Below are 22,759 nucleotides of genomic sequence, written 5' to 3'. Positions count from 1 at the left end.
CCGGTCACCCTGGATCGTACGGCGAGCCCTACCCCGCCCGCCGCGGCCGCCTTTTACGGATTCGCACATGTCCACGCCCAAACACGCCAAAGTCCTGATTCTCGGTTCCGGCCCCGCCGGCTACACGGCTGCCGTCTACGCGGCACGCGCCAACCTGTCCCCGGTGCTGATCACCGGCATCGCGCAGGGCGGCCAGCTGATGACCACGACCGACGTCGAAAACTGGCCGGCAGACGCGAAAGGCGTGCAGGGTCCGGAGCTGATGGCGCGCTTCCTCGAGCACGCCGAGCGCTTCAACACCGAAATCGTGTTCGACCACATCCACACCGCGAAGCTGCACGAGCAGCCGATCCGCCTGATCGGCGACTCGGGCGAATACACGTGCGACTCGCTGATCATCGCGACCGGCGCGTCCGCGCAGTATCTCGGCCTGCCGTCCGAGGAAGCGTTCATGGGCAAGGGCGTGTCGGCCTGCGCGACCTGCGACGGCTTCTTCTATCGCAACCAGGAAGTCGCGGTGATCGGCGGCGGCAACACGGCCGTCGAGGAAGCGCTCTACCTGACGGGCATCGCGAAGAAGGTCACGGTGATCCACCGCCGCGACAAGTTCCGCGCGGAGCCGATCCTGATCGACCGCCTGCTGGAGAAGGAAAAGGAAGGCGCGGTCGTGATCAAGTGGGATCACGTGCTCGACGAAGTGACCGGCGAGGATTCGGGCGTGACGGGCCTGCGCATCAAGAACGTGAAGACCGGCGCAACCGAAGACCTCAACGTGCAGGGCGTGTTCGTGGCGATCGGCCACAAGCCGAACACCGACCTGTTCCAGGGCCAGCTCGAAATGAAGGACGGTTACATCCTGACGAAGAGCGGCCTGCACGGCAACGCGACGTCGACGAGCGTCGCTGGCGTGTTCGCCGCGGGCGACGTGCAGGACAACGTGTACCGCCAGGCGATCACCAGCGCGGGCACGGGCTGCATGGCCGCGCTCGACGCGCAGCGCTACCTCGAAAGCCTGCACGACAAGAAGTAAGCCGCGAGACCCGTCGCGCCGGGCGCTACAATGGCGTCCGCTGCCGCGAAGCGGGCCTGGCCGGACAAGCCGCTGCCGCCGTGCAGCGGCTTTTTTTTGCCCGCGCGCCCGAACGCGCCTGCCCTGTATACCGAATCATGGCGAAGAACCAGCCCCATCCGAGCGATCCCGCGAAGCGGCAGATCGCCGCCCGCCCCGCGAACCCCGCGCCCGTCGCGCCGGCGCCCGCGCCCGATCCCGCCGCGTTGCGCGGCCAGGGACTCGCGGGCCTCGGCGCGCTGCGCGCGAACCTGAAAGGCGAAGCCGAGCGCCGCGAGCGTGCCCGCGTCGAAACTGCGAAGGCCGCGCGCCAGGCGGATGCCGACGCGAACCTGTTCCGCAACGAGATCGGCGCCATCCAGCCGCTCAGTGCGCCGCCGCGCGCGACGGCCGGCCGCACGCCGCCCGACCCGGTGCCGAAGCAGACGCAGCGCGACGAGGAAGCCGTGCTGAACGCGACGCTGTCCGACGAATTCGATCCCGAGACGCTGCTCGACAGCGACGACTCGCTGTACTACCACCGCCCCGGCATCAGCCGCGACGTCGTGCGCAAGCTGCGCAGCGGCGCGTGGATCGTGCAGGCGCAGATCGACCTGCACGGGATGCGGCGCGACGAGGCGCGCGACGCGCTCGCCGAGTTCATCCGCGAAGCCGGCAAGAAAGGGCTGCGCTGCCTGCGCGTGATCCACGGCAAAGGGCTCGGCTCGATCGGCAAGGAGCCCGTGCTGAAAGGCAAGGTGCGCGCGTGGCTCGTGCAGAAGGAAGAAGTGATCGCGTTCTGCGAGGCACGCGGCCACGACGGCGGCGCGGGCGCGGTGCTGGTGCTGCTGCAGCCGTTCGCGGCGCCCGGCGACCGGGGGCCGCGTGCCGCATCCTAGGCTGACGCTCGCGATCGCGGTACTGGAGGCGATCGCGACGCTCGCCTTTGCGATCTCGGGATTCATCGAGGCGCGCAAGAACCGTCTCGACTCGGTCGGCACGTTCGTGGTCGCGCTCGCCACCGCGTTCGGCGGCGGCACGCTGCGCGACATCCTGCTCGAGCGCCGGCCGTTTTACTGGGTCGTGCACGACGACTACGTGATCGCGATCTTCGTGCTCGCACTGTTCGCGCCGTTCGTGCTGCGAATGCTGTCGCGGCTGTCGGCCGAGCGGTTGCTGCTGGTCGCCGATGCGATCGGGCTCGGGATCTTCAGCATCTCGGGCACGGCGATCGCGCTCGATGCCGAGATGCCGCGCTTCATCGCGGTGATGATGGGCGTGATCACGGGCGTGGTCGGCGGGATCATCCGCGACGTCCTGTGCAACGACATCCCGCTGATCCTGCGCGATTCGCGGCCGTACGCGACCTGCGCGTTCGTCGGCTGCTGGTTCTACCTGCTGCTCGTGTGGCTGCAGTTCGACTCGGTGTACAGCGTGCTGCTCGCGACCGGCTTCATCCTCGTCGCGCGGCTGGCGACGTTCAAGTTCGACGTGCGGCTGCCGCACTGACTGCCGCCGCGGCATCTACCGCCGCGCCAAAACAAAGGGGCCGTCCGAAGACGGCCCCTTTTTGCTTCCTTCAGCACTCGCGCGACATCACGCGATCCGCTCTTCCGACGCCGGATCGAACAGCACCGCCTTCGACACGTCGAACAGCAGCGACAGCGTCTGGTCGGGCTGCGGGTTCGCAGCCGGATGCACGCGGCTCACGATGCGCTTGCCGTTCACCTGCGCGAACACGTGCGTGTCCGGCCCGGTCGGCTCGGTCACGTCGACGCGCACGTCGAACGGCTGCAGATGCGACGCGTCGCCGTTGTGCGCGTGGCGCACGTCGGTGATGCGCTCCGGACGCAGGCCGAGGATCACCTCGCTGCCGACGTGCGACTTCAGCTTGCCCGCGTCGAACGGCAGGTTCAGCACGCCGCGCTTGACGCCCGTGTCGATCTCGAGCGCGATCCCGCTGCCCTGCTCGACCAGCTTGCCGTTGATGAAGTTCATCGGCGGCGCGCCGATGAAGCCCGCGACGAACAGGTTCGACGGCGAATCGTAGATCTCCTGCGGCGCGCCGAACTGCTGGACCACGCCGTCCTTCATCACCGCGATCCGGTCGCCGAGCGTCATCGCCTCGATCTGGTCGTGCGTCACGTAGACGATCGTCGTGCCGAGGCGCTGGTGCAGCAGCTTGATTTCCGCGCGCATCTCGATGCGCAGCTTTGCATCGAGGTTCGACAGCGGCTCGTCGAACAGGAACAGCGACGGATCGCGCGCGAGCGCACGCCCCATCGCGACGCGCTGGCGCTGGCCGCCCGACAGCTGGCCCGGCTTGCGGTCGAGCAGATGCTGGATCTGCAGCATCTGCGACACGCGGTCGACGATCTGCTGCTGCTCGCTCTTGGGCACCTTGCGGATGTTCAGGCCGAACGAGATGTTCTCGCGCACCGTCATCGACGGATACAGCGCGTACGACTGGAACACCATCGCGATGTCGCGATCCTTCGGCGACAGGTCGTTGACGACCTTGCCGTCGATGCAGATCTCGCCGCTCGTCACGGTCTCGAGCCCGGCGATCATGTTGAGCAGCGTCGACTTCCCGCAGCCCGAACCGCCGACCAGGATCAGGAACTGTCCGTCCTCGATCTCGATGTCGACACCCTTCAGGACCGGCACCCCGTTCGGGTAGGTCTTGTACACGTCACGGATGGAAAGGCTTGCCATGCTGTGAATCCTCTGTCTCGTCTCGCGCGGCGCACTCGGGCGCCGCGTCGGGTTCGTTTCGATGCGCCGCGCGCAATGCGCGGCCGGTTCGTCGTATCGGATAAAGCCGCGCCTACCCCTTCACCGCGCCCGCCGTCAGCCCGCGCACGAAGTAGCGGCCGGCGACGATGTAGACGAGCAGCGTCGGCAGCGCGGCGATGATCGCGCCGGCCATGTCGACGTTGTATTCCTTCACGCCCGTCGACGTGTTGACGAGGTTGTTCAGCGCCACCGTGATCGGCATCGAATCGACGCCGGAGAACACGATCCCGAACAGGAAGTCGTTCCAGATCTGCGTGAACTGCCAGATCAGGCACACCATGAAGATCGGCAGCGACACGGGCAGCAGGATCTTCGTGAAGATCGTGAAGAAGCCCGCGCCGTCGATGCGCGCGGCCTTCACGAGCTCGGCCGGCACGCTCACGTAGAAGTTGCGGAAGAACATCGTCGTGAATGCGATGCCGTACACGACGTGCACGAACACGAGGCCCGGAATCGTGTTGGCGAGGCCGAGCATCCCCTGCAGGCGCGCCATCGGCAGCAGGATCACCTGGAACGGGATGAAGCAGCCGACCAGCATCATCGTGAACAGCGCGTCGGCACCGCGAAAGCGCCAGTGCGTGAGCACGTAGCCGTTGAACGCGCCGATCAGCGACGAGATCAGCACGGCCGGGATCACCATCTGCAGCGAGTTCAGGAAGAACGGCTTCATGCCGTCGCAGCGCACGCCGGTGCACGCCCCGCTCCAGGCCTTCACCCACGGGTCGACGGTCCACGTGGTGGGCGGCGTCAGCAGGTTGCCGGTGCGCAGCTGGTCGAGATCCTTGAACGAGGTCGACAGCATCACGTAGATGGGGAACAGGAAATACAGCGCGAACAGGATCAGTGCCGCATAGATCACTGCCCGGCTGATCGTCATCTTAGGCTGCATTGCGGGTGCTCCTCGATTCCATATACATCAGCGGCACCAGCACCGCGACCACGGTCGCGAGCATCATCACCGAGGACGCCGCGCCGAGCCCGAGCTGGCCGCGGTTGAACGAAAACGTGTACATGAACATGGCCGGCAGCGACGACGACGTGCCCGGGCCGCCCGCCGTCAGCGCGACGACCAGGTCGAAGGTCTTGATCGTGATGTGGCAGAGGATCAGCAGCACCGAGAAGAACACCGGGCGCATGCTCGGGATCACGATCTTCCGGTAGATGGTCGGCAGCGTCGCGCCGTCCACCTGCGCGGCCTTGAAGATCTCCGCATCGACGCCGCGCAGCCCCGCGAGGAACAGCGCCATCACGAAACCCGTCGACTGCCACACGGCGGCGATCACCACGCAGAAGATCGCCTTGTCCGGATCGCCGAGCCAGTCGAACGAGAAGCTCGTCCAGCCCCAGTCGTGCATCACCTTCTCGAGGCCGAGGCCCGGGTTCAGGATCCACTGCCACGCGGTGCCGGTGACGATGAACGACAGCGCCATCGGATACAGGAAGATCGCGCGCAGCGCGCCTTCGTTGCGGATCCGCTGGTCGAGCAGGATCGCGAGGAACAACCCGAGCGCGACGCAGACCGCGATGAACGGAATCCCGAACCAGCCGAGGTTCGCGGCGGAAGTCCACCACACGTCGTTCTGGAACAGGTCCGTGTAACGGCCGAAGCCGTCGAATTCGTAGTTCGGCAACAGCCGCGAATTGGTCAGCGACAGATAGCCGGTAATCAGGATGAAGCCGTAGATGAACACCACGGCGATCGCGACGCTCGGTGCAAGCACGAGCTTCGGGATCCAGCGATCGGCGAAGGCCGACATCGGCGACGTACGCCGTGCGGCGGCAGCGCCGGATCCGTTTCCGCTAAGAGGGGCAGCCACTTGATTCGACTCCTGGAACGAGGGCGGCGCAGGCCGGGCCGGCGCCAGGTACGGCACGAGCCCGCGGGCGAGCCCGTTTGCTGCACATGCAAAAACGCCCGGCCGATGAAGCGTTTCCGGCCGGGCGCCTGGCGCGCGTTACTTGACCTTCGCGGCCTTCGCGAGCGCGGCGACCGCGCTCTTCGAATCCTGCTGCGAGTTCATGAACTTCGTCACGACGTCCGTGATCGCGCCGGCGGTCGCATCGCTTTGCGCCATCCCGTGTGCGAGCGACGGCACGAAGCCGCCCGACTTGATCGCGGTCTGCTCGTCGGCATACGACTTCTTCGCGCAGTCGTCGAACTTGTCCATCTTCACGCCGAGGCGCACGGGCACCGAGCCCTTCAGCAGGCTGAACTGCTCCTGGAAGTCCGGCGTCATGATCGTCTTCGCGAGCGCGAGCTGGCCCGGCGTCGCGTTCTTCTCGCCCTTCTGCTGGAAGAACACGAACGAATCGACGTTGAACGTGTACGCATTCGCCGTGCCCGGCACCGGTGCGCAGATGTAGTCCTTGCCCGACTTCTTGCCGGCGTTCTCGAACTCGCCCTTCGCCCAGTCGCCCATGAACTGCATGCCGGCCTTGCCGTTGATGACCATCGCGGTCGCGAGGTTCCAGTCGCGGCCGTTACGGCCGGCATCGAAGTAGCCCTGGATCTTGCGCACCGTGTCGAACACGGACAGCATCTGCGGCGACGTCAGCGTCGCCTGGTCGAGATCGACCAGCGCCTTCTTGTAGAACGCCGGGCCCTGCGACAGCACCACGTCTTCCCACAGCGTCAGGTCCTGCCACGGCTGGCCGCCCATCGCGACCGGCTGGATGCCCGCGGCCTTCAGCTTGTCGGCCACCGCGAAGAATTCAGGCCAGGTGGTCGGCACCTTCGCGCCAACCTTGTCGAGCGCGGCCTTGTTGATGTACAGCCAGTTCACGCGGTGCACCGAGAACGGCGCCGCGACGGTGTGGCCCTTGTACTTGATGATCTTATCGATTTCCGGCGGCAGGTTCTGCTTCCAGTCGCCGGCAGCGGAATCGATGTTGACGAGCACGCCCTGGTCGGCCCAGTCCTGGATCAGCGGGCCCTTGATCTGCGCGGCCGACGGTGCGTCGCCGCTGATCACCTTGGTCTTCAGCGCGGTCATTGCCGCGGCGCCCGCGCCGCCCGCAACCGCGAAGTCCTTCCATACATAACCCTGCTTCTGCAGGTCGTCCTTCAGCACGCCGACGGCCTTCGACTCGCCGCCCGAGGTCCACCAGTGCAGCACCGTTACATTCTCGGCTGCCTGCGCCGCCACGGCGCCAGCCATCAGACCTGCCGCGCAGAGCGCACCCATGATCGAGCGAACTTTCATTACTTATCTCCTCCAGACTGAATCAACTCGTGAGGTTCCCTGACCGGGAACCGGCTTCTTGATAACGACGGGGAAATCGAGCCGCGGGACGCATGCAGCGTACGGGGCCGATGACCGGCCGGGCTCTTACAGAAAGCGTGAATCGAGATTCAACGGCGTGTCTCCTCTTTGTGTTTCTGGCCCGCCGCGATGATGCGGCGCGAGCCCGGGGCCGACGTCGCGCCGACGATGCGCGCCGTCAATGTCCGATAACATTCGGCACAAGGCGTTCCCGAAGGCGAAGCTCGCGCAGTTCATCGACCGCACTTCTTTTTTTCTTCACCCAGGTGCTACCCCTTGCGGCGGATTGTAGTTAAACTACAATTCAGTGTCAAAAATATTTTTATCGCACTACGGATCGCTTCCGAGCACCCCCAACACGGCGGAGACACATGCATACCGATTCCAGCTTTACCTTCGTACTTTTCGGCGGCACCGGCGATCTGTCGATGCGCAAGATCCTGCCTGCGCTATTCGAAGCGCACCGTGCGAACATGCTGGCGGAGAGCGGCCGCATCGTCGCCGTGGCGCGTCATGAATCGGATCGGGCGTCCTATCTCGAATGGGTCGACACGCACGTGAAGCCGCACGCGGCCAAGGCCGCCGGCAAGGCGTTCGACGAAACTGCGTGGAAGTCCTTCCTCGATCGCATCGAATACGTGCACCTCGATCTCGGCCGCGCGGAAGACTACGTCGTGCTGCGCGACGCGGTCGCATCGCTGCCCGGCATCCGTGTGTTCTATCTGGCGACGGGCCCGTCGCTGTTCGTACCGATCTGCAAGGCGCTCGCGTCGGTCGGCCTGAACGAAGGCTCGCGCATCGTGCTCGAGAAGCCGCTCGGCTACGACCTGAAGTCGTCGAATGCGATCAACGACGCGGTCGGCGAAATTTTCGCGGAAGGCCAGATCTACCGGATCGACCACTACCTCGGCAAGGAACCCGTGCAGAACCTGCTCGCGCTGCGCTTCGGCAATGCGCTGTTCGAGCCGCTGTGGCGCCGTGAATGGGTCGAAAGCATCCAGATCACGATCGCCGAGGAGCTCGGCGTCGAGGCGCGCGGCGATTTCTACGACAATACGGGCGCACTGCGCGACATGGTGCAGAACCACCTGCTGCAGTTGCTGTCGATCGTCGCGATGGAGCCGCCGCATTCGATGGATTCGAATTCGGTGCGCGACGAGAAGCTGCGCGTGCTGCGCGCGCTGAAACCGGTCGATCCGCGCGACATCGGCAAGGTGGCCGTGCGCGGCCAGTATCATGCGGGCGTGATCAAGGGCGCGCAGGTGCCGGCCTATGCGACCGAGCCGGGCGTGAAGCCCGACAGCCAGACCGAAACCTTCGTCGCGCTGAAAGTCGAGATCGAGAACTGGCGCTGGGCCGGCGTGCCGTTCTTCCTGCGCACCGGCAAGCGTCTTGCCGATCGCGTCGCGGAGATCGTCGTCAATTTCCGCCCGGTGCCGCATTCGGCGCTCGGGCCCACCGCGCTGCGCCCCGGCTCGAACCGCCTCGTGATCCGGCTGCAGCCGAACGAGACGATCCGCCTGTACTGCCTCGCGAAGCAGCCCGGCGAAGGGATGAACCTCGCGAGCGTGCACCTCGACCTCGCGTTCGACCAGTTCTTCAAGGAAGGGCAGATGGAGGCGTACCAGCGCCTGCTGCTCGACGTGATCAACGGCCGTCTCGCCCTCTTCGTGCGCCGCGACGAACAGGAAGCCGCATGGCGCTGGGTCGAGCCCATCCTGAACGAATGGGCACGCACGCTGAAGCCGCCGAAGCCGTATGCGGCGGGCACGTGGGGGCCGGCCGCGGCGAGCGCGATGCTTGCGCAGCACGACACCTGCTGGCTCGAAGAAGAGAACTGATGCAAACCGCTGCCGCGCACGCCACCGTACGCGGCAACGTGCCCCACGATTCGTACGATTTGAACAGACAAAGCAGTCCGGAGGAGATGTGATCGAGATCCACGCTTTCGACACCCAGGAAGCGCAAAGCGAAGCGCTCGCGCGCGCCGTCGGCGATGCGCTGCGCGCCGCGCTCGCCGGCCCCGCGCGCCCGACGCTCGCGGTGTCCGGCGGCACGAGCCCGCGCCCGTTCCTGCAAACGCTGTCGCACGCGGCGCTCGACTGGGCCGGCGTCGACGTGACGCTGGTCGACGACCGCTGGGTGCCGGAGGACGACGCAGCCAGCAATGCGCACCTCGTGCGCGACACGCTGCTGCAGCACGCGGCAGCCCCTGCCCGTTTCCTGCCGCTCGTCGACACGCGCAGCGCGCTCGACGCGCACGTCGCTGCGCTGAACGCAAACGCCGAGTACCGCGTGCCGAGCGTCGCGGTGCTCGGGATGGGCGAGGACGGCCATACCGCGTCGATCTTCGCCGATGCGCCCGAATGGGATCACGCGATCACGACGCCCGAGCGTTTCGTCGCCGTGCATCCCGGCGCCGCACCGCATGCGCGCGTGAGCTTCTCGCTCGATGCGCTCAAGCGCGTCGACCGGCTATTCCTGCTGATCGCGGGCGAACGCAAACGCGCGGTGCTCGACGCCGCGGCCGCATCGCTGCAGAAGAACGCGATTTCCCAACTGGCCAACGACAAGGGGACCCAGCTCGATGTCTACTGGTGCGCAAAGTAAGGCGGTCGTCGTGGCCCAGCATGCCGACGGCCCGCGCCTGCTCGCGGACGTCGGCGGCACCAACGCGCGCTTCGCGCTGGAAACCGGCCCGGGCGAGATCACGCAGATCCGCGTGTATCCCGGCGCCGACTATCCGACGATCACCGACGCGATCCGCAAGTATCTGAAGGACGTGAAGATCAGCCGCGTGAACCACGCGGCGATCGCGATCGCCAACCCGGTCGACGGCGACCAGGTCACGATGACCAACCACGACTGGAGCTTCTCGATCGAGGCGACGCGCCGCGCGCTCGGCTTCGACACGCTGCTCGTCGTCAACGATTTCACCGCGCTGGCCATGGCGCTGCCGGGCCTGACCGACGCGCAGCGCGTGCAGATCGGCGGCGGCGCGCGCCGCCAGAACAGCGTGATCGGGCTGCTCGGGCCCGGCACCGGGCTCGGCGTGTCGGGGCTGATTCCGGCCGACGACCGCTGGATCGCGCTCGGCAGCGAAGGCGGCCACGCATCGTTCGCGCCGCAGGACGAGCGCGAGGACCTGGTGCTGCAGTACGCGCGCAAGAAGTTTCCGCACGTGTCATTCGAACGCGTGTGCGCGGGCCCCGGCATGGAGATCATCTATCGCGCACTTGCCGCGCGCGACAAGAAGCGCGTGGCCGCGACCGTCGACACGGTCGAGATCGTCGAGCGCGCGCATGCGGGCGACGCGCTCGCGCTCGAAACGGTCGAATGCTTCTGCGGGATTCTCGGCGCGTTCGCGGGCAGCGTCGCGCTGACGCTCGGCGCGCTCGGCGGCGTATACATCGGCGGCGGCGTCGCGGTGAAGCTCGGCGAACTGTTCACGCGCTCGTCGTTCCGTGCGCGCTTCGAGGCGAAGGGCCGCTTCACGCACTACCTCGAGAACATCCCGACCTACCTGATCACCGCCGAATACCCGGCGTTCCTCGGCGTGTCGGCGATCCTCGCGGAGCAGTTGTCGAACCGCTCGGGCGGTGCATCGTCGGCCGTGTTCGAACGGATCCGCCAGATGCGCGACGCACTGACGCCGGCCGAGCGCCGCGTCGCCGATCTCGCGCTGAACCATCCGCGCTCGATCATCAACGATCCGATCGTCGATATCGCGCGCAAGGCCGACGTGAGCCAGCCGACGGTGATCCGCTTCTGCCGCTCGCTCGGCTGCCAGGGGCTGTCGGACTTCAAGCTGAAGCTCGCCACCGGCCTCACCGGCACGATTCCGATGAGCCACAGCCAGGTGCATCTCGGCGACACGGCCACCGACTTCGGCGCGAAGGTGCTCGACAACACAGTGTCCGCGATCCTGCAGCTGCGCGAACACCTGAACTTCGAGCACGTCGAGAATGCGATCGAGATCCTGAACGGCGCACGGCGCATCGAGTTCTACGGGCTCGGCAACTCGAACATCGTCGCGCAGGACGCGCACTACAAGTTCTTCCGCTTCGGGATCCCGACGATCGCGTACGGCGACCTGTACATGCAGGCCGCATCGGCCGCGCTGCTCGGCAAGGGCGACGTGATCGTCGCGGTGTCGAAGTCGGGGCGCGCGCCCGAGCTGCTGCGCGTGCTCGAGGTCGCGATGCAGGCCGGTGCCAAGGTGATCGCGATCACGTCGAGCAACACGCCGCTTGCGAAGCGTGCGACCGTCGCGCTCGAGACCGACCACATCGAGATGCGCGAGTCGCAGTTGTCGATGATCTCGCGGATCCTGCATCTGCTGATGATCGACGTCCTCGCGGTCGGCGTCGCGATCCGCCGTGCGTCGACCAACGGGGAGTTGCCGGAGGCCGTCGCGCAGGCGCGCGCACGGGCGAGCGACGACGAAACGGCCGACGTGCTCGACTGGCTGAGCCACGGCGCATCGCCGGCGGCGAAGGACGTCGCGCGGGACTGACGCTCGACACGGTCAGGCGCTCGCCGCGTTCCGACTGCCCGAAAAAGAACGCCACCGACGCATCGCGCGGTGGCGTTTTTTCATGCCGCGGCCATTGCGGCCTCCGCTCAGGCGCCCGCTTTCACCGGCCGGCCATGCCAGCGCAGCACGAGGTAGCGCCCGGCGAAACACAGCACCCCCGACACGCCGATCGTCACGCCCATCGCGAACGGCGTGCCGTCCGCGAGTGCGCCGATCGCGACGCTCGCGAGTGCGCCGAGCGCCAGCTGCATCGCGCCGAACACGGCCGCCGACGCGCCCGCGTTGTGCGGATAGCGATGCATGAGGTCGGTCGTGCAGTTCGCGGACAGGATCCCGACCACGCCGACGACGAAGAACAGGCACACGACGATCGACCACAGCCCGCCCCACCCGGTCAGCGCGACGAGCGCGACCGCGAGCGATGCGATGCAGCTCACGAGCGACGCGGCCGCGATGATGCGCAGCGAACCGATACGGCCGACGAGCCGCGTGTTCGTGAAGTTGCCGATCATGATGCCGACCACGTTCAGGCCGAACAGCAGCCCGTAGTGCTGCGGCGACACGTGGAAATACTCGATGTACACGAACGGTGTCGCGGTGATGTACGAGAACATCGCCGCGAACGCCATCCCGCCGCACAGCATGTGCCCCCATGCGACGGGGTCGGACAGGATGCGCCCGTACGACGCGAACGATGCGAGCACGGCCGCGCTCTTGCGCCGCTCCTTCGGCCAGGTTTCGGGCACGCGCAGGTACGCGGTCGCCGCGCACACCGCGCCGAACGCGGCCAGCACGACGAACACGCCGCGCCAGCCGGAGAAGCGCAGGATCTGCCCGCCGATCAGCGGCGCGAGCAGCGGCCCGACCGCGGTGACGATCGCGACCATCGACAGCACCTTCGCCGCATCGGTCGGCTCGTGCGCATCGCGCGCGATCGCGCGCGACAACACCGACGCCGCGCCGGCGCCGAGCGCCTGCAGGAAGCGCACGAGGATCAGCATGTCGATCGAGTTCGACACGAAGCAGCCGATGCTCGCGAGCGTGAACAGCGCGATGCCGCCGAGCAGCACCGGGCGGCGGCCCCACGTGTCGGACAGCGGACCGTACAGCAGCATGCCGATCGAGAAGCCGGCCATGAAGCTCGTCAGCGTGCGCTGCGCGGCGCCGGGGCTGACGGAGAAGCCGTCGGCGATCGACGGCAGGCTCGGCAGGTACATGTCGGTAGCGATCGGCCCGCAGGCGGCGAGCGCGCCGAGCAACAGGATCAGCCGGGCATCGGGCCGGCGTCGGACGACGTGAGACATGGGTATCCGCAATGGAGCCCGCGCGCATCGGGGCGCACGTGGCAGTGAAGACGGGAGGCCGCACCGCGAACGGCACGCCCAGGCCCATGATTGTACGCGCAACTTTTTTACGTGCCGTCGGCCGAGTGCGCGGCCGGTCGAAAACGACCGGCGCGGTGCCCGCCGCGCGGGATCGCGAGCGGGGATTCGATTAAGCTTGCAGCTCCTCGCCCCTCTTGTCTGACCAATTCGACGCACGACCGAACCGATGACCGCTTTCCTGTTGATCTGGAGCCCCAAGAAATGGCCGTGGCCCGAACTGCCCGACGTCGCCGCGCGCGTGAAGGCAGGCGAGGCCGTGCATGACGTGTGGGGCTGCGGCTTCGCGCGCGGCATCCTGCCGGGCGACCGCGTGTTCCTGCACCGCGTCGCGAAGGAGCCCAAGGGCGTGTTCGGTTCCGGCTACGTGACGCGCGCGCCGTACGAGGTGCCCGATCCGGCGACGAAGCGCGGCTACCGGCTGTGCATCGACTTCGTGTACGACTGGCTGGTCGACGCGCACCAGGACGTCGTGATCGCGCGCGACGCGCTGCGCGTGCATCCGTACTCGGTGCAGACCTGGGATGCGCAGAGCTCGGGCACGGTGATCAAGCCGATGGTCGAAGGCCCGCTCGAAAAGCGCTGGGCCGAGCTGACCGGCAAGCGCAAGCCGCCGCCCGTGCCGGATCGATAACGGGGCCGAATTGCCCCCTTCCTTCCCGGCCAACGCGATCCCTCATGCGCCGACAGGCCGCAGACGGCGTCGCGGGCCCGCCACGCGCGTCTCCGGTACAATCAGACGATCGTTCCGCCCAGGCGCCGCGGCCCGTGCACAGGCCCCCGCGCCCTTCTCTCGCAGGTTTCGCCCATGTCCAACAATCAGATCCTCTTCGAACGCGCCCAGAAGACCATTCCCGGCGGCGTCAACTCGCCGGTGCGCGCATTCCGTTCGGTCGGCGGCACGCCGCGCTTCGTCGCGCGCGCGCAAGGCCCGTATTTCTGGGATGCCGACGGCAAGCAGTACATCGACTACATCGGCTCCTGGGGCCCGATGATCGTCGGCCACGTCCATCCGGAAGTGCTGTCGGCCGTGCAGAACGTGCTCGCCGACGGCTTCTCGTTCGGCGCGCCGACCGAAGCCGAGATCGAGATCGCCGAGGAAATCTGCAAGCTCGTGCCGTCGATCGAGCAGGTGCGGATGGTGTCGAGCGGCACCGAGGCCACGATGAGCGCGCTGCGTCTCGCGCGCGGCTTCACGGGCCGCAGCCGCATCGTCAAGTTCGAAGGCTGCTACCACGGCCATGCGGACAGCCTGCTCGTGAAGGCCGGCTCGGGCCTGCTGACGTTCGGCAACCCGACGTCGGCCGGCGTGCCCGCCGACATCGCGAAGCACACGACCGTCCTCGAATACAACAACGTCGCCGCGCTCGAAGAAGCGTTCGGTGCGTTCGGCGACGAGATCGCCGCCGTGATCGTCGAGCCGGTCGCGGGCAACATGAACCTCGTGCGCGGCACGCCCGAATTCCTGAACGCGCTGCGCGCGCTGTGCACGAAGCACGGCGCCGTGCTGATCTTCGACGAAGTGATGTGCGGGTTCCGCGTCGCGCTCGGCGGCGCGCAGGCGTACTACGGGATCACGGCCGACCTCACCTGCCTCGGCAAGGTGATCGGCGGCGGGATGCCGGCGGCTGCATTCGGCGGCCGCCGCGACATCATGGCCCATCTCGCGCCGCTCGGCGGCGTCTATCAGGCCGGCACGCTGTCGGGCAACCCGATCGCGGTCGCGGCAGGCCTGAAGACGCTGCAGCTGATCCAGGCGCCCGGCTTCTACGACGCGCTCACTGCGCAGACGAAGCGGCTCGCCGACGGCCTCGCGGCCGAAGCGCGCGCGGCCGGCGTGCCGTTCGCGGCCGACTCGATCGGCGCGATGTTCGGCCTCTACTTCGCCGAACGCGTGCCGACCAGCTTCGCCGAAGTGACGAAGAGCGACACCGAGCGCTTCAACCGCTTCTTCCACCTGATGCTCGACGAAGGCGTGTACTTCGCGCCGTCCGCATACGAAGCCGGCTTCGTGTCGAGCACGCACGACGACGCGGTGATCGACGCGACGCTCGCGGCCGCGCGCCGCGCATTCGCGGCACTCGCTGCCTGACCCGGGTCCGCGCGCATGTTCTCGGATATCGATTTCGCCCACATGCAGCGTGCGCTCGCGCTCGCCGCGCGCGGCATGTATACAACGGCACCGAACCCGCGTGTCGGCTGCGTGATCGTCAAGGACGGCGACGTGATCGGCGAAGGCTTCACGCAGCCGGCCGGCCAGGATCACGCAGAGGTGCAGGCGCTGAAGGACGCGCGCTCGCGCGGCTACGACGTCGCGGGTTCGACCGTCTACGTCACGCTCGAACCGTGCAGCCATTTCGGCCGCACGCCGCCATGCGCGAACGCGCTGATCGACGCGCGCGTCGCGAAGGTCGTCGCCGCGATGGAAGACCCGAACCCGCAGGTGTCGGGGCGCGGCCTCGGGATGCTGCGCGACGCGGGCATCGACGTGCGCTGCGGGCTGCTCGCGCATGAAGCCGGCGAACTGAACATCGGCTTCGTGTCGCGGATGACGCGCGGCCGCCCGTGGGTGCGGATGAAGACCGCCGCGTCGCTCGACGGCCGCACCGCGCTGCCGTCCGGCGAAAGCCAGTGGATCACCGGCGAGGCCGCCCGCCTCGACGGGCACGCATGGCGTGCGCGCGCCTGCGCAATCCTGACCGGCATCGGCACCGTGCGCGAAGACAACCCGCTGCTGACCGTGCGCGGCGTCGACACGCCGCGCCAGCCGCAGCGCATCCTGGTAGACAGCCGCCTCGACCTGCCGCTCGATGCGCGGCTGCTCGAGGGTGCGCCGCTGCTGATCTTCTGCGGCCGGCTCGACGCCGCCGGCGAAGTGCGCGCGAAGGTGCTGAAGGCGCGCGGCGCGGAAATCGTGCCGCTCGCGAATGCGCACGGCAAGGTCGACCTGCCCGCGATGCTGGCGGCGCTCGGCGCGCGCGGCGTCAACGAGCTGCACGTCGAGGCCGGCCACAAGCTGAACGGCTCGCTGCTGCGCGAGCAGTGCGTCGACGAATTGCTCGTCTACCTCGCGCCGAGCCTGCTGGGCGCCGATGCGGCCGGCATGTTCGACCTCGCCGCGCCGGCGAGCCTCGAGGCGCGCACGCGACTGTCGTTCCACGGGTTCGAGCGGATCGGCGACGACCTGCGGATCCTCGCGCGTTTCACGCCGCCTGACGCCACTCACTGAACGGGATCGTCACGATGTTTACCGGAATTGTCGCGGCCGTCGGCCGTATCGGATCGATCCAGCCGCTCGGCGCGTCGGCCGATGCCGGCGTGCGCCTCACCGTGCTGGTCGGCGGGCTCGATCTCACCGATGTGGCGCTGGGCGACAGCATCGCGATCCAGGGCGCGTGCATGACGGTGATCGAGAAGACCGATTCATCGTTCGACGTCGACGTGTCGCGCGAAAGCCTGAACCGCACGGTCGGCCTCGCGGAACCCGGCGACGTGAACCTCGAGAAGGCGTTGCGCGCGCACGACCGCCTCGGCGGGCACATCGTGTCGGGTCATGTGGACGGCCTCGGCACCGTGTCGCGCTTCGCGCCGGTCGGCGAGTCGCACGAGCTTCGCATCGTCGCGCCGCGCGAGCTCGGCTGCTATCTCGCATACAAGGGATCGATCACGGTCAACGGCGTGAGCCTGACCGTCAACACGATCGACGATCGCGCGGACGGCTGCGAATTCTCGATCAACCTGATTCCGCATACGGTCGAGGTCACGACGCTGCGCCACGTGAAGGCCGGCGACAAGGTCAATCTCGAAGTCGACATGATTGCGCGCTACGTCGAGCGGATGCTGTCGACGTCGCAGGGCGTGCATCAGGACTGATCGTACGGGCGGCCCCCGTAGCCCGGCCGGCCGCCGCCTTTCCCCATCCTTCGCGCCGTCGCCCGCGGGCGATCAAGCATCCGCCTCCTCCGCTCCCGCGCGCGCCAGGATCGTCCCGAGCAACTGCCGCACATGCTCGCGCGCCGCGCGCTCGGCACCCTCCGCATCGTGCTTCGCGATCATGGCGAACACCTGCCGGTGTTCGGCGACATTCCCGCTGAGCCGTGCCCAGTCGTCCATCGGACTCGCGCTGCCCGAACACATCGTCTGCACCTGCGCATACAGCGCCCTGAGCGACGCCTCGATCGTCGCGTTGCGCGCGGTAGCGAGCAGCCCGTGGTGAAAGTCGAGGTTGGCGATGCGGTATGCATCGCCGTCGCGCCTGTCGACCGCATTTGCCTGCCGCGTCAACGCTTCATCCAGCGCCGCGTGATCGTCGGGCGTCATGCGCTGCGCCGCCAGGCGCGCGGCCATCCCTTCGAGCGCTTCCCGCGCCTCGAAGATGGCCACGATTCGCGCGCGGTCGAACGCGATGACGAACACGCCCTGCCGCGGCACGACCTGCAGCAGCCCCTCGGCCTCCAGGCGCGAGACCGCCGCCCACACGGGCGAGCGGCTGATGCCGAGATCGCGCGACAGCGCTTCGATGCTGATCTTCTCGCCCGCCGCGAAGCGCGCCTCGTCGACCAGCATCTCGCGGATCGCCCCATACGCGTCGCGCCCCAGAGTCGAGCGCTCGAGCGTGGCCCGCGTCATGCGACCCGCCGGCGGCGTGCGATGTGGAGCCCCTTGCCGACCGGCACGATCGTCGTGTCGAACTGCCGCGTCGCGTCGACCGCGGCGAGATAGCCGGCGATCTCGTCCGGATGGGACAGCGCGTTGTCCGCGACGAGCAGCGCGTCGGCCGTCAGCTTCGGCAACAGGTGCGCGAGCTGCTGCGGCGCGCTCACGCGGTCGGCATCGAAGAATACGCAGTCGAACGGGCCCGTTACGGCCGCGCAGACCTGCGTCGCATCGCCTTCGATCACCTGCGCCCAATCCTGCAGCGACGCCGCACGCAGGTTGGCCCTCGCCTGCCCGGCCTTGTCGGGCGAGTACTCGACGGTAACGAGCGGCTGCCCGTCCGTTTCGCGCAGCGCGTGGGCGAGCCAGACCGCGCTGTAGCCGTTGGACGTGCCGATCTCGAGCACGCGCCGGCGACGCGCGCCGGTGACGAGCAGGTACAGCAGTTCGGCCGTGGGCGGCTCGAGGTTGAGCATCTTGCGGCTGCGGTCGTCCATCCGCGCATCGTTTTCCTGGCCGAAGGCCGCCAGCCGGGCAACGACGGCCAACGCGGCGCTATCGAGTTCGATCATCGAGATCTCCGCTTCTTCATATTTCGTGTTTCGTGTTTCATGATACGACTTTTTTGCGGATCGACGCGTGGTGCCGGCGACGCCCGCCATTCCGGCGCAATCGGGACGACTGCATCGCCTCCATCGGCCAGTCGCTCACCCGGCACCCGGCCGAATGGCCAACGACGCGCACGGGTCATGCCGCCGCGCTAAGATGCGTCGACAGCGGTTTCAACGCCGCAACGCACGACGTGCCGCATACCGGCCGCCCTCTTCCTCCTCAAGGAGTCGTTCCCATGTCCATCTCGATGTACCAGGCTTCGCTGCCCGTGCTGATCCGTGGCCTGACCAACCTCCAGCACATCCTCGGCAAGGCGCAGGCGCATGCGGCCGAAAAGCAGATCGATCCGTCGGTGTTCGTCGGCGCCCGCCTGTACCCGGACATGCTGCCGCTCGTCCGCCAGGTCTACATCGCGACCGACACGGCCAAGGGCTGCGCCGCACGGCTCGCCGATGTCGAGATCCCGAGCTACCCGGACGTCGAGCAGACCTTCGACGAACTGCACGCACGCATCCAGAAGACGATCGACTACCTGAAAAGCTTCGACGCCGCGCAGATCGACGGCAGCGAGGCGCGCCAGATCGTGCTGAAGATGCGCGTCGGCCCGATCGAGTTCACCGGCCAGTCGTACCTGCTGAATTTCGTGCTGCCCAACTTCTTCTTCCATGTGACGACCGCGTACGACATCCTTCGCCACAGCGGCGTCGAGCTCGGCAAGCTCGACTACCTGGGCGGGCGCGACCAGCACGCCTGACGCCCGGCCCGCCACGGCCCGCACCCGCGTGCTGGCAACGCGCGGCGGCCTTGCCAGGCCTGCCGCGCAGGCCGGTCGCAGCGCTTTCCGGAGCGCTTGCCGGCCGCGCGTGGCCCATGCCAGCCGAAACGCCGTCCGGCTGGCGTAAAATACGCACTTTCCTCTTTCTCGCCCCCTTATGACGCTCGCCTCCACGCTCGACATCATCGCCGAGCTGAAAGCCGGCCGGATGGTGATCCTGGTCGACGAAGAAGACCGCGAAAACGAGGGCGACCTCGTGATCGCCGCCGAATTCGTCACGCCGGAAGCGATCAACTTCATGGCCAAGTACGGCCGCGGCCTGGTTTGCCTGACATTGACGCAGGAACGCTGCAAGCAGCTGCACCTGCCGCTGATGACCTACCGCAACGGCACGCAGTACGGCACCGCGTTCACGGTCAGCATCGAAGCGGCCGAAGGCGTGACGACCGGCATCTCGGCCGCCGACCGTGCGCACACGATCGCCACGGCGGTCGCGCACGACGTGCGCCCCGAGCACATCGTGCAGCCGGGCCACGTATTCCCGATCATGGCGCAGCCGGGCGGCGTGCTCGTGCGTGCGGGCCACACCGAGGCCGGTTGCGACTTCACCGCGCTCGCGGGCCTCACGCCGGCCGCGGTGATCTGCGAGATCATCAAGGACGACGGCACGATGGCGCGCCTGCCCGACCTGATCGAATTCGCGCAGGAACACAACCTGAAGATCGGCACGATCGCCGACCTGATCCAGTACCGCAGCCGCACCGAATCGATCATCGAGCGGATCGCCGAGCGTACGATGCAAACCGCGCACGGCACGTTCCGCGCGGTGCTGTACCGCGACCAGCCGAGCGGCTCGCCGCACATCGCGCTGGTGCGCGGTGCGCCGTCGCCCGACGTCGATACGCCGGTGCGCGTGCACGAGCCGCTGTCGGTGCTCGACCTGCTCGAGACGGGCGTGTCGACGCACTCGTGGACGCTCGACGCCGCGATGCGCGAGATCGCGGAGCGCGACCTCGGCGTGATCGTCCTGCTCAACTGCGGCGACACGAAGGAACACCTGATCGACGTCTTCAAGGCGTTCGACGAGGAAGAAAAGGCCGCTGCGCTCAAGCGCCGGCCGGTTGATTTCAAGACGTTCGGCATCGGCGCGCAGATCCTGCACGATGTCGGCGTCAGCAAGATGCAGGTGCTGTCGAATCCGCGCAAGCTGGGCAGCATGTCCGGCTACGGCCTCGAAGTCACGGGCTTCATTCCGATGCCCGGCGGCGAAGCCAAGTCCTGCCCGGCGTCCAACGCGTAACCCGCCACGGCGCTTTCGCCCTATAACCGTTCATCCACACCACGGACAAGATCATGGAAATCGGACAATACCAACCGAATCTCGAAGGCGACGGCCTGCGTATCGGTATCGTGCAATCGCGCTTCAACGAGCCCGTGTGCAACGGCCTCGCCGACGCGTGCGTCGAGGAACTGGAACGCCTCGGCGTCACCGGTGAAGACGTGCTGCTCGTATCGGTGCCCGGCGCGCTGGAAATCCCGCTCGCGCTGCAGAAGCTCGCAGAAAGCGGCCAGTTCGACGCACTGATCGCGCTCGGCGCGGTGATCCGCGGCGAGACCTACCACTTCGAACTCGTGTCGAACGAGAGCGGCGCGGGCATCACCCGCATCGGCCTCGACTTCAACCTGCCGATCGCGAACGCGGTCCTGACGACCGAAAACGACGAGCAGGCCGTCGCGCGCATGACCGAAAAGGGTCGTGACGCCGCACGCGTCGCCGTCGAGATGGCCAACCTGACGATGGCACTCGACCAGCTCGGCGATGACGACGAGGACGAAGAAGAAGACGAAGACGACGAAGAGGAGCGGGCATGAAGAAGAGCGCCCGCCGACAATCGCGCGAGCTGGCGACGCAAGGCCTCTACCAGTGGCTGCTGTCGAACGCGTCCTCCGGCGAGATCGACGCGCAACTGCGCGGCGCGCTCGGTTACGACAAGGCTGACAAGGAGCTGCTCGACGCGATCCTGCACGGCGTGATCCGCGAGCACGCCACGCTCGTCGAAGCGCTGACGCCGTCGCTCGACCGCCCGATCGACCAGTTGTCGCCGGTCGAACGCGCGGTGCTGCTGATCGCGACGTTCGAGCTCACGCACCACGTCGAAACGCCGTACCGCGTGATCATCAACGAAGCAGTCGAACTCGCGAAGACGTTCGGCGGCTCCGACGGCTACAAGTACGTGAACGGCGTGCTCGACAAGCTCGCCGCGAAGCTGCGCCCCGCCGAAACGCAGGCGCGCCGCAACGGCTGATACCGTTTGTCCGGAACGGGCGCACATGCGCCCGTTTTTTCTTTTGCCCCGCCTCCCTCGCCCTGCCCGCCCGATGAATACCGCCACCGATTCGCTCGTCAAGCTCGCCGCACGCGTCGACGCGATCCAGCCCTTCTACGTGATGGAACTGATGAAGGAGGCACAGCGTCTCGAGTCCTCCGGGCGCGATGTTATCCACATGGGCATCGGCGAGCCGGATTTCACTGCGCCGGAGCCGGTCGTCGAAGCGGCCGCGGCCGCGCTGCGTCGCGGCGTCACGCAATATACGAGCGCGCTCGGCATCGCGCCGCTGCGCGAGGCGATCGCCGCACACTACGCGCGCGCCTACGGCCTCACGATCAGTCCGGAACGGATCGTCGTGACGGCAGGCGCGTCGGCCGCGCTGCTGCTCGCGTGCCTCGCGCTTGTCGGGCGTGACGACGAGGTGCTGATGCCCGATCCGTCGTATCCGTGCAACCGGCACTTCGTCGCGGCGGCCGAAGGCCGCGCGGTGCTCGTGCCGAGCGGCCCGGACGCGCGCTTCCAGCTCACCGAGGACGACGTCCGCACGCGCTGGAGCGAGCGCACACGCGGCGTACTGCTCGCATCGCCGTCGAACCCGACCGGCACGTCGCTCGAACCGGACGAGCTGAAACGAATCGTCGAAGCCGTGCGCGCACGCGGCGGTTTCACGATCGTCGACGAGATCTACCAGGGGCTCAGCTACGACGCGGCGCCCGTGTCGGCGCTGTCGTTCGGCGACGACGTCGTCACCGTGAACAGCTTCTCCAAGTATTTCAGCATGACGGGCTGGCGGCTCGGCTGGCTGGTCGTGCCGCCCACGCTGGTCGGCACGTTCGAGAAGCTGGCGCAGAATCTGTTCATCTGCCCGTCCGCGCTCGCGCAGCACGCGGCGCTCGCGTGCTTCGAGCCGGCCGCGCTCGACATCTATGAAGCACGCCGGCTCGAATTCAAGCGCCGCCGCGACTTCATCGCACCCGCGCTCGAACGGCTCGGCTTCACGGTGCCCGTGATGCCGGACGGCGCGTTCTATGTCTATGCGCACTGCGGCGGCGTCGCCCACCCGGCGGCCGGCGACAGCGCCGCGCTTACGACGGCGATGCTGCACGACGCGGGCGTCGTGCTGGTGCCCGGCATGGACTTCGGTGTCCATGCGCCGCGTGACTATATCCGCCTGTCCTATGCGACGGCCTACCCACGGCTCGAAGAAGCGGTCGACCGGCTCGCGACGCTGTTCGGGCAACGCTGACACGCGGCCGGCGCGGCGGCCATTCCGCGCACCGCAAAAAAGAAAAGGCACCCGGATCGGGTGCCTTTTTCATTTCCTGCCGGCCTGAGCCATCCGGTACGTTACCGCCGCACG

Annotated in this window: 22 protein-coding genes; 15 read left to right on the top strand and 7 right to left on the bottom strand. The window is 67.6% G+C overall.

Features of this window, described 5'->3' with window-relative positions:
• Nucleotides 1-67: 67 nt before the first annotated feature.
• The 3 genes from trxB to B7G54_RS14480 all read left to right on the top strand — a co-directional run bounded on the left by trxB (nucleotide 68) and on the right by B7G54_RS14480 (nucleotide 2,557).
• Nucleotides 68-1,030 carry a thioredoxin-disulfide reductase gene (gene trxB / locus B7G54_RS14490; RefSeq protein ID WP_085039690.1) on the top strand — a complete coding sequence of 321 codons (963 nt, stop codon included), beginning with the start codon at nucleotides 68-70 and terminating at the stop codon, nucleotides 1,028-1,030.
• Between the two features lie 137 nt (nucleotides 1,031-1,167).
• Nucleotides 1,168-1,947 carry a Smr/MutS family protein gene (locus tag B7G54_RS14485; protein ID WP_085039689.1) on the top strand — a complete coding sequence of 260 codons (780 nt, stop codon included), beginning with the start codon at nucleotides 1,168-1,170 and terminating at the stop codon, nucleotides 1,945-1,947.
• The gene (locus tag B7G54_RS14480) at nucleotides 1,934-2,557 is read left to right on the top strand and encodes a trimeric intracellular cation channel family protein (protein ID WP_027788121.1); all 624 of its coding nucleotides are present in this window, start codon (nucleotides 1,934-1,936) and stop codon (nucleotides 2,555-2,557) included. The genes B7G54_RS14485 and B7G54_RS14480 overlap by 14 nt, the downstream gene beginning before the upstream one ends.
• Nucleotides 2,558-2,644: 87 nt before the next feature.
• On the opposite strand, the gene B7G54_RS14475 is transcribed toward B7G54_RS14480, so the two are convergent.
• The 4 genes from B7G54_RS14475 to B7G54_RS14460 all read right to left on the bottom strand — a co-directional run bounded on the left by B7G54_RS14475 (nucleotide 2,645) and on the right by B7G54_RS14460 (nucleotide 7,047).
• Entirely contained in the window at nucleotides 2,645-3,763 is a 1,119-nt protein-coding gene (locus B7G54_RS14475; RefSeq protein ID WP_085039688.1) for an ABC transporter ATP-binding protein, read from the bottom strand.
• A 112-nt stretch (nucleotides 3,764-3,875) separates the two neighbouring features.
• Complete coding sequence (locus B7G54_RS14470) at nucleotides 3,876-4,733, bottom strand: carbohydrate ABC transporter permease (RefSeq protein WP_011544828.1); 858 nt, start codon at nucleotides 4,731-4,733, stop codon at nucleotides 3,876-3,878.
• The gene (locus B7G54_RS14465) at nucleotides 4,723-5,661 is read right to left on the bottom strand and encodes a carbohydrate ABC transporter permease (protein WP_085039687.1); all 939 of its coding nucleotides are present in this window, start codon (nucleotides 5,659-5,661) and stop codon (nucleotides 4,723-4,725) included. Before B7G54_RS14465 ends, B7G54_RS14470 begins: the two co-directional genes overlap by 11 nt.
• Before the next feature lie 138 nt (nucleotides 5,662-5,799).
• Nucleotides 5,800-7,047: an ABC transporter substrate-binding protein gene (locus tag B7G54_RS14460; protein WP_085039686.1), complete on the bottom strand. Its 1,248-nt coding sequence runs from the start codon at nucleotides 7,045-7,047 to the stop codon at nucleotides 5,800-5,802.
• 431 nt (nucleotides 7,048-7,478) lie between these two features.
• Between B7G54_RS14460 and zwf the strand changes: the two genes are divergently transcribed.
• The 3 genes from zwf to B7G54_RS14445 all read left to right on the top strand — a co-directional run bounded on the left by zwf (nucleotide 7,479) and on the right by B7G54_RS14445 (nucleotide 11,623).
• A complete protein-coding gene (gene zwf, locus B7G54_RS14455) occupies nucleotides 7,479-8,948 on the top strand; it encodes a glucose-6-phosphate dehydrogenase (RefSeq protein ID WP_085039685.1) in 1,470 nt (489 codons plus the stop codon).
• A gap of 88 nt (nucleotides 8,949-9,036) precedes the next feature.
• Nucleotides 9,037-9,717 carry a 6-phosphogluconolactonase gene (gene pgl / locus B7G54_RS14450; protein WP_085039684.1) on the top strand — a complete coding sequence of 227 codons (681 nt, stop codon included), beginning with the start codon at nucleotides 9,037-9,039 and terminating at the stop codon, nucleotides 9,715-9,717.
• Complete coding sequence (locus B7G54_RS14445; RefSeq protein WP_085039683.1) at nucleotides 9,695-11,623, top strand: bifunctional transcriptional regulator/glucokinase; 1,929 nt, start codon at nucleotides 9,695-9,697, stop codon at nucleotides 11,621-11,623. The genes pgl and B7G54_RS14445 overlap by 23 nt, the downstream gene beginning before the upstream one ends.
• A 107-nt stretch (nucleotides 11,624-11,730) precedes the next feature.
• Here the strand turns inward: B7G54_RS14445 and B7G54_RS14440 are convergent, their stop codons facing one another.
• On the bottom strand, nucleotides 11,731-12,948 hold the full coding sequence (locus tag B7G54_RS14440; RefSeq protein ID WP_085039682.1) for a Bcr/CflA family multidrug efflux MFS transporter: 1,218 nt from the start codon (nucleotides 12,946-12,948) through the stop codon (nucleotides 11,731-11,733).
• A gap of 247 nt (nucleotides 12,949-13,195) precedes the next feature.
• On the opposite strand from B7G54_RS14440, the gene B7G54_RS14430 reads away from it, so the two are divergent.
• From B7G54_RS14430 to B7G54_RS14415, 4 genes are all read left to right on the top strand, one after another.
• Nucleotides 13,196-13,660 carry a hypothetical protein gene (locus B7G54_RS14430; RefSeq protein ID WP_085039681.1) on the top strand — a complete coding sequence of 155 codons (465 nt, stop codon included), beginning with the start codon at nucleotides 13,196-13,198 and terminating at the stop codon, nucleotides 13,658-13,660.
• A 174-nt stretch (nucleotides 13,661-13,834) separates the two neighbouring features.
• Nucleotides 13,835-15,118 (top strand): glutamate-1-semialdehyde 2,1-aminomutase, encoded by a 1,284-nt coding sequence (gene hemL, locus B7G54_RS14425; protein WP_014897811.1) that lies wholly within the window; start codon nucleotides 13,835-13,837, stop codon nucleotides 15,116-15,118.
• 15 nt (nucleotides 15,119-15,133) lie between these two features.
• Nucleotides 15,134-16,255 carry a bifunctional diaminohydroxyphosphoribosylaminopyrimidine deaminase/5-amino-6-(5-phosphoribosylamino)uracil reductase RibD gene (ribD, locus tag B7G54_RS14420; protein ID WP_085039680.1) on the top strand — a complete coding sequence of 374 codons (1,122 nt, stop codon included), beginning with the start codon at nucleotides 15,134-15,136 and terminating at the stop codon, nucleotides 16,253-16,255.
• Nucleotides 16,256-16,269: 14 nt separating this feature from the next.
• Entirely contained in the window at nucleotides 16,270-16,899 is a 630-nt protein-coding gene (locus tag B7G54_RS14415) for a riboflavin synthase (protein ID WP_085039679.1), read from the top strand.
• A 72-nt stretch (nucleotides 16,900-16,971) separates the two neighbouring features.
• On the opposite strand, the gene B7G54_RS14410 is transcribed toward B7G54_RS14415, so the two are convergent.
• Nucleotides 16,972-17,655 carry a GntR family transcriptional regulator gene (locus B7G54_RS14410; RefSeq protein WP_085039678.1) on the bottom strand — a complete coding sequence of 228 codons (684 nt, stop codon included), beginning with the start codon at nucleotides 17,653-17,655 and terminating at the stop codon, nucleotides 16,972-16,974.
• A complete protein-coding gene (locus tag B7G54_RS14405) occupies nucleotides 17,652-18,254 on the bottom strand; it encodes an O-methyltransferase (protein ID WP_085039831.1) in 603 nt (200 codons plus the stop codon). Before B7G54_RS14405 ends, B7G54_RS14410 begins: the two co-directional genes overlap by 4 nt.
• A 275-nt stretch (nucleotides 18,255-18,529) precedes the next feature.
• Here B7G54_RS14405 and B7G54_RS14400 point away from each other — a divergent pair, with 275 nt between their 5' ends.
• The 5 genes from B7G54_RS14400 to B7G54_RS14380 all read left to right on the top strand — a co-directional run bounded on the left by B7G54_RS14400 (nucleotide 18,530) and on the right by B7G54_RS14380 (nucleotide 22,645).
• Complete coding sequence (locus tag B7G54_RS14400; protein WP_085039677.1) at nucleotides 18,530-19,048, top strand: DUF1993 domain-containing protein; 519 nt, start codon at nucleotides 18,530-18,532, stop codon at nucleotides 19,046-19,048.
• 178 nt (nucleotides 19,049-19,226) lie between these two features.
• On the top strand, nucleotides 19,227-20,369 hold the full coding sequence (gene ribBA, locus B7G54_RS14395) for a bifunctional 3,4-dihydroxy-2-butanone-4-phosphate synthase/GTP cyclohydrolase II (RefSeq protein WP_085039676.1): 1,143 nt from the start codon (nucleotides 19,227-19,229) through the stop codon (nucleotides 20,367-20,369).
• 53 nt (nucleotides 20,370-20,422) lie between these two features.
• On the top strand, nucleotides 20,423-20,941 hold the full coding sequence (gene ribH, locus B7G54_RS14390) for a 6,7-dimethyl-8-ribityllumazine synthase (RefSeq protein WP_011351235.1): 519 nt from the start codon (nucleotides 20,423-20,425) through the stop codon (nucleotides 20,939-20,941).
• A complete protein-coding gene (gene nusB, locus B7G54_RS14385; protein ID WP_021157083.1) occupies nucleotides 20,938-21,375 on the top strand; it encodes a transcription antitermination factor NusB in 438 nt (145 codons plus the stop codon). The genes ribH and nusB overlap by 4 nt, the downstream gene beginning before the upstream one ends.
• A 73-nt stretch (nucleotides 21,376-21,448) precedes the next feature.
• Nucleotides 21,449-22,645, top strand: a complete 1,197-nt coding sequence (locus B7G54_RS14380) for a pyridoxal phosphate-dependent aminotransferase (protein WP_085039675.1) — start codon at nucleotides 21,449-21,451, stop codon at nucleotides 22,643-22,645.
• Nucleotides 22,646-22,759: the final 114 nt, after the last annotated feature.

The sequence above is a fragment of the Burkholderia puraquae genome (genome assembly GCF_002099195.1).
Classification (GTDB): Bacteria; Pseudomonadota; Gammaproteobacteria; order Burkholderiales; family Burkholderiaceae; genus Burkholderia; species Burkholderia puraquae.
This window is presented reverse-complemented; position numbering and strand designations above follow the sequence as displayed.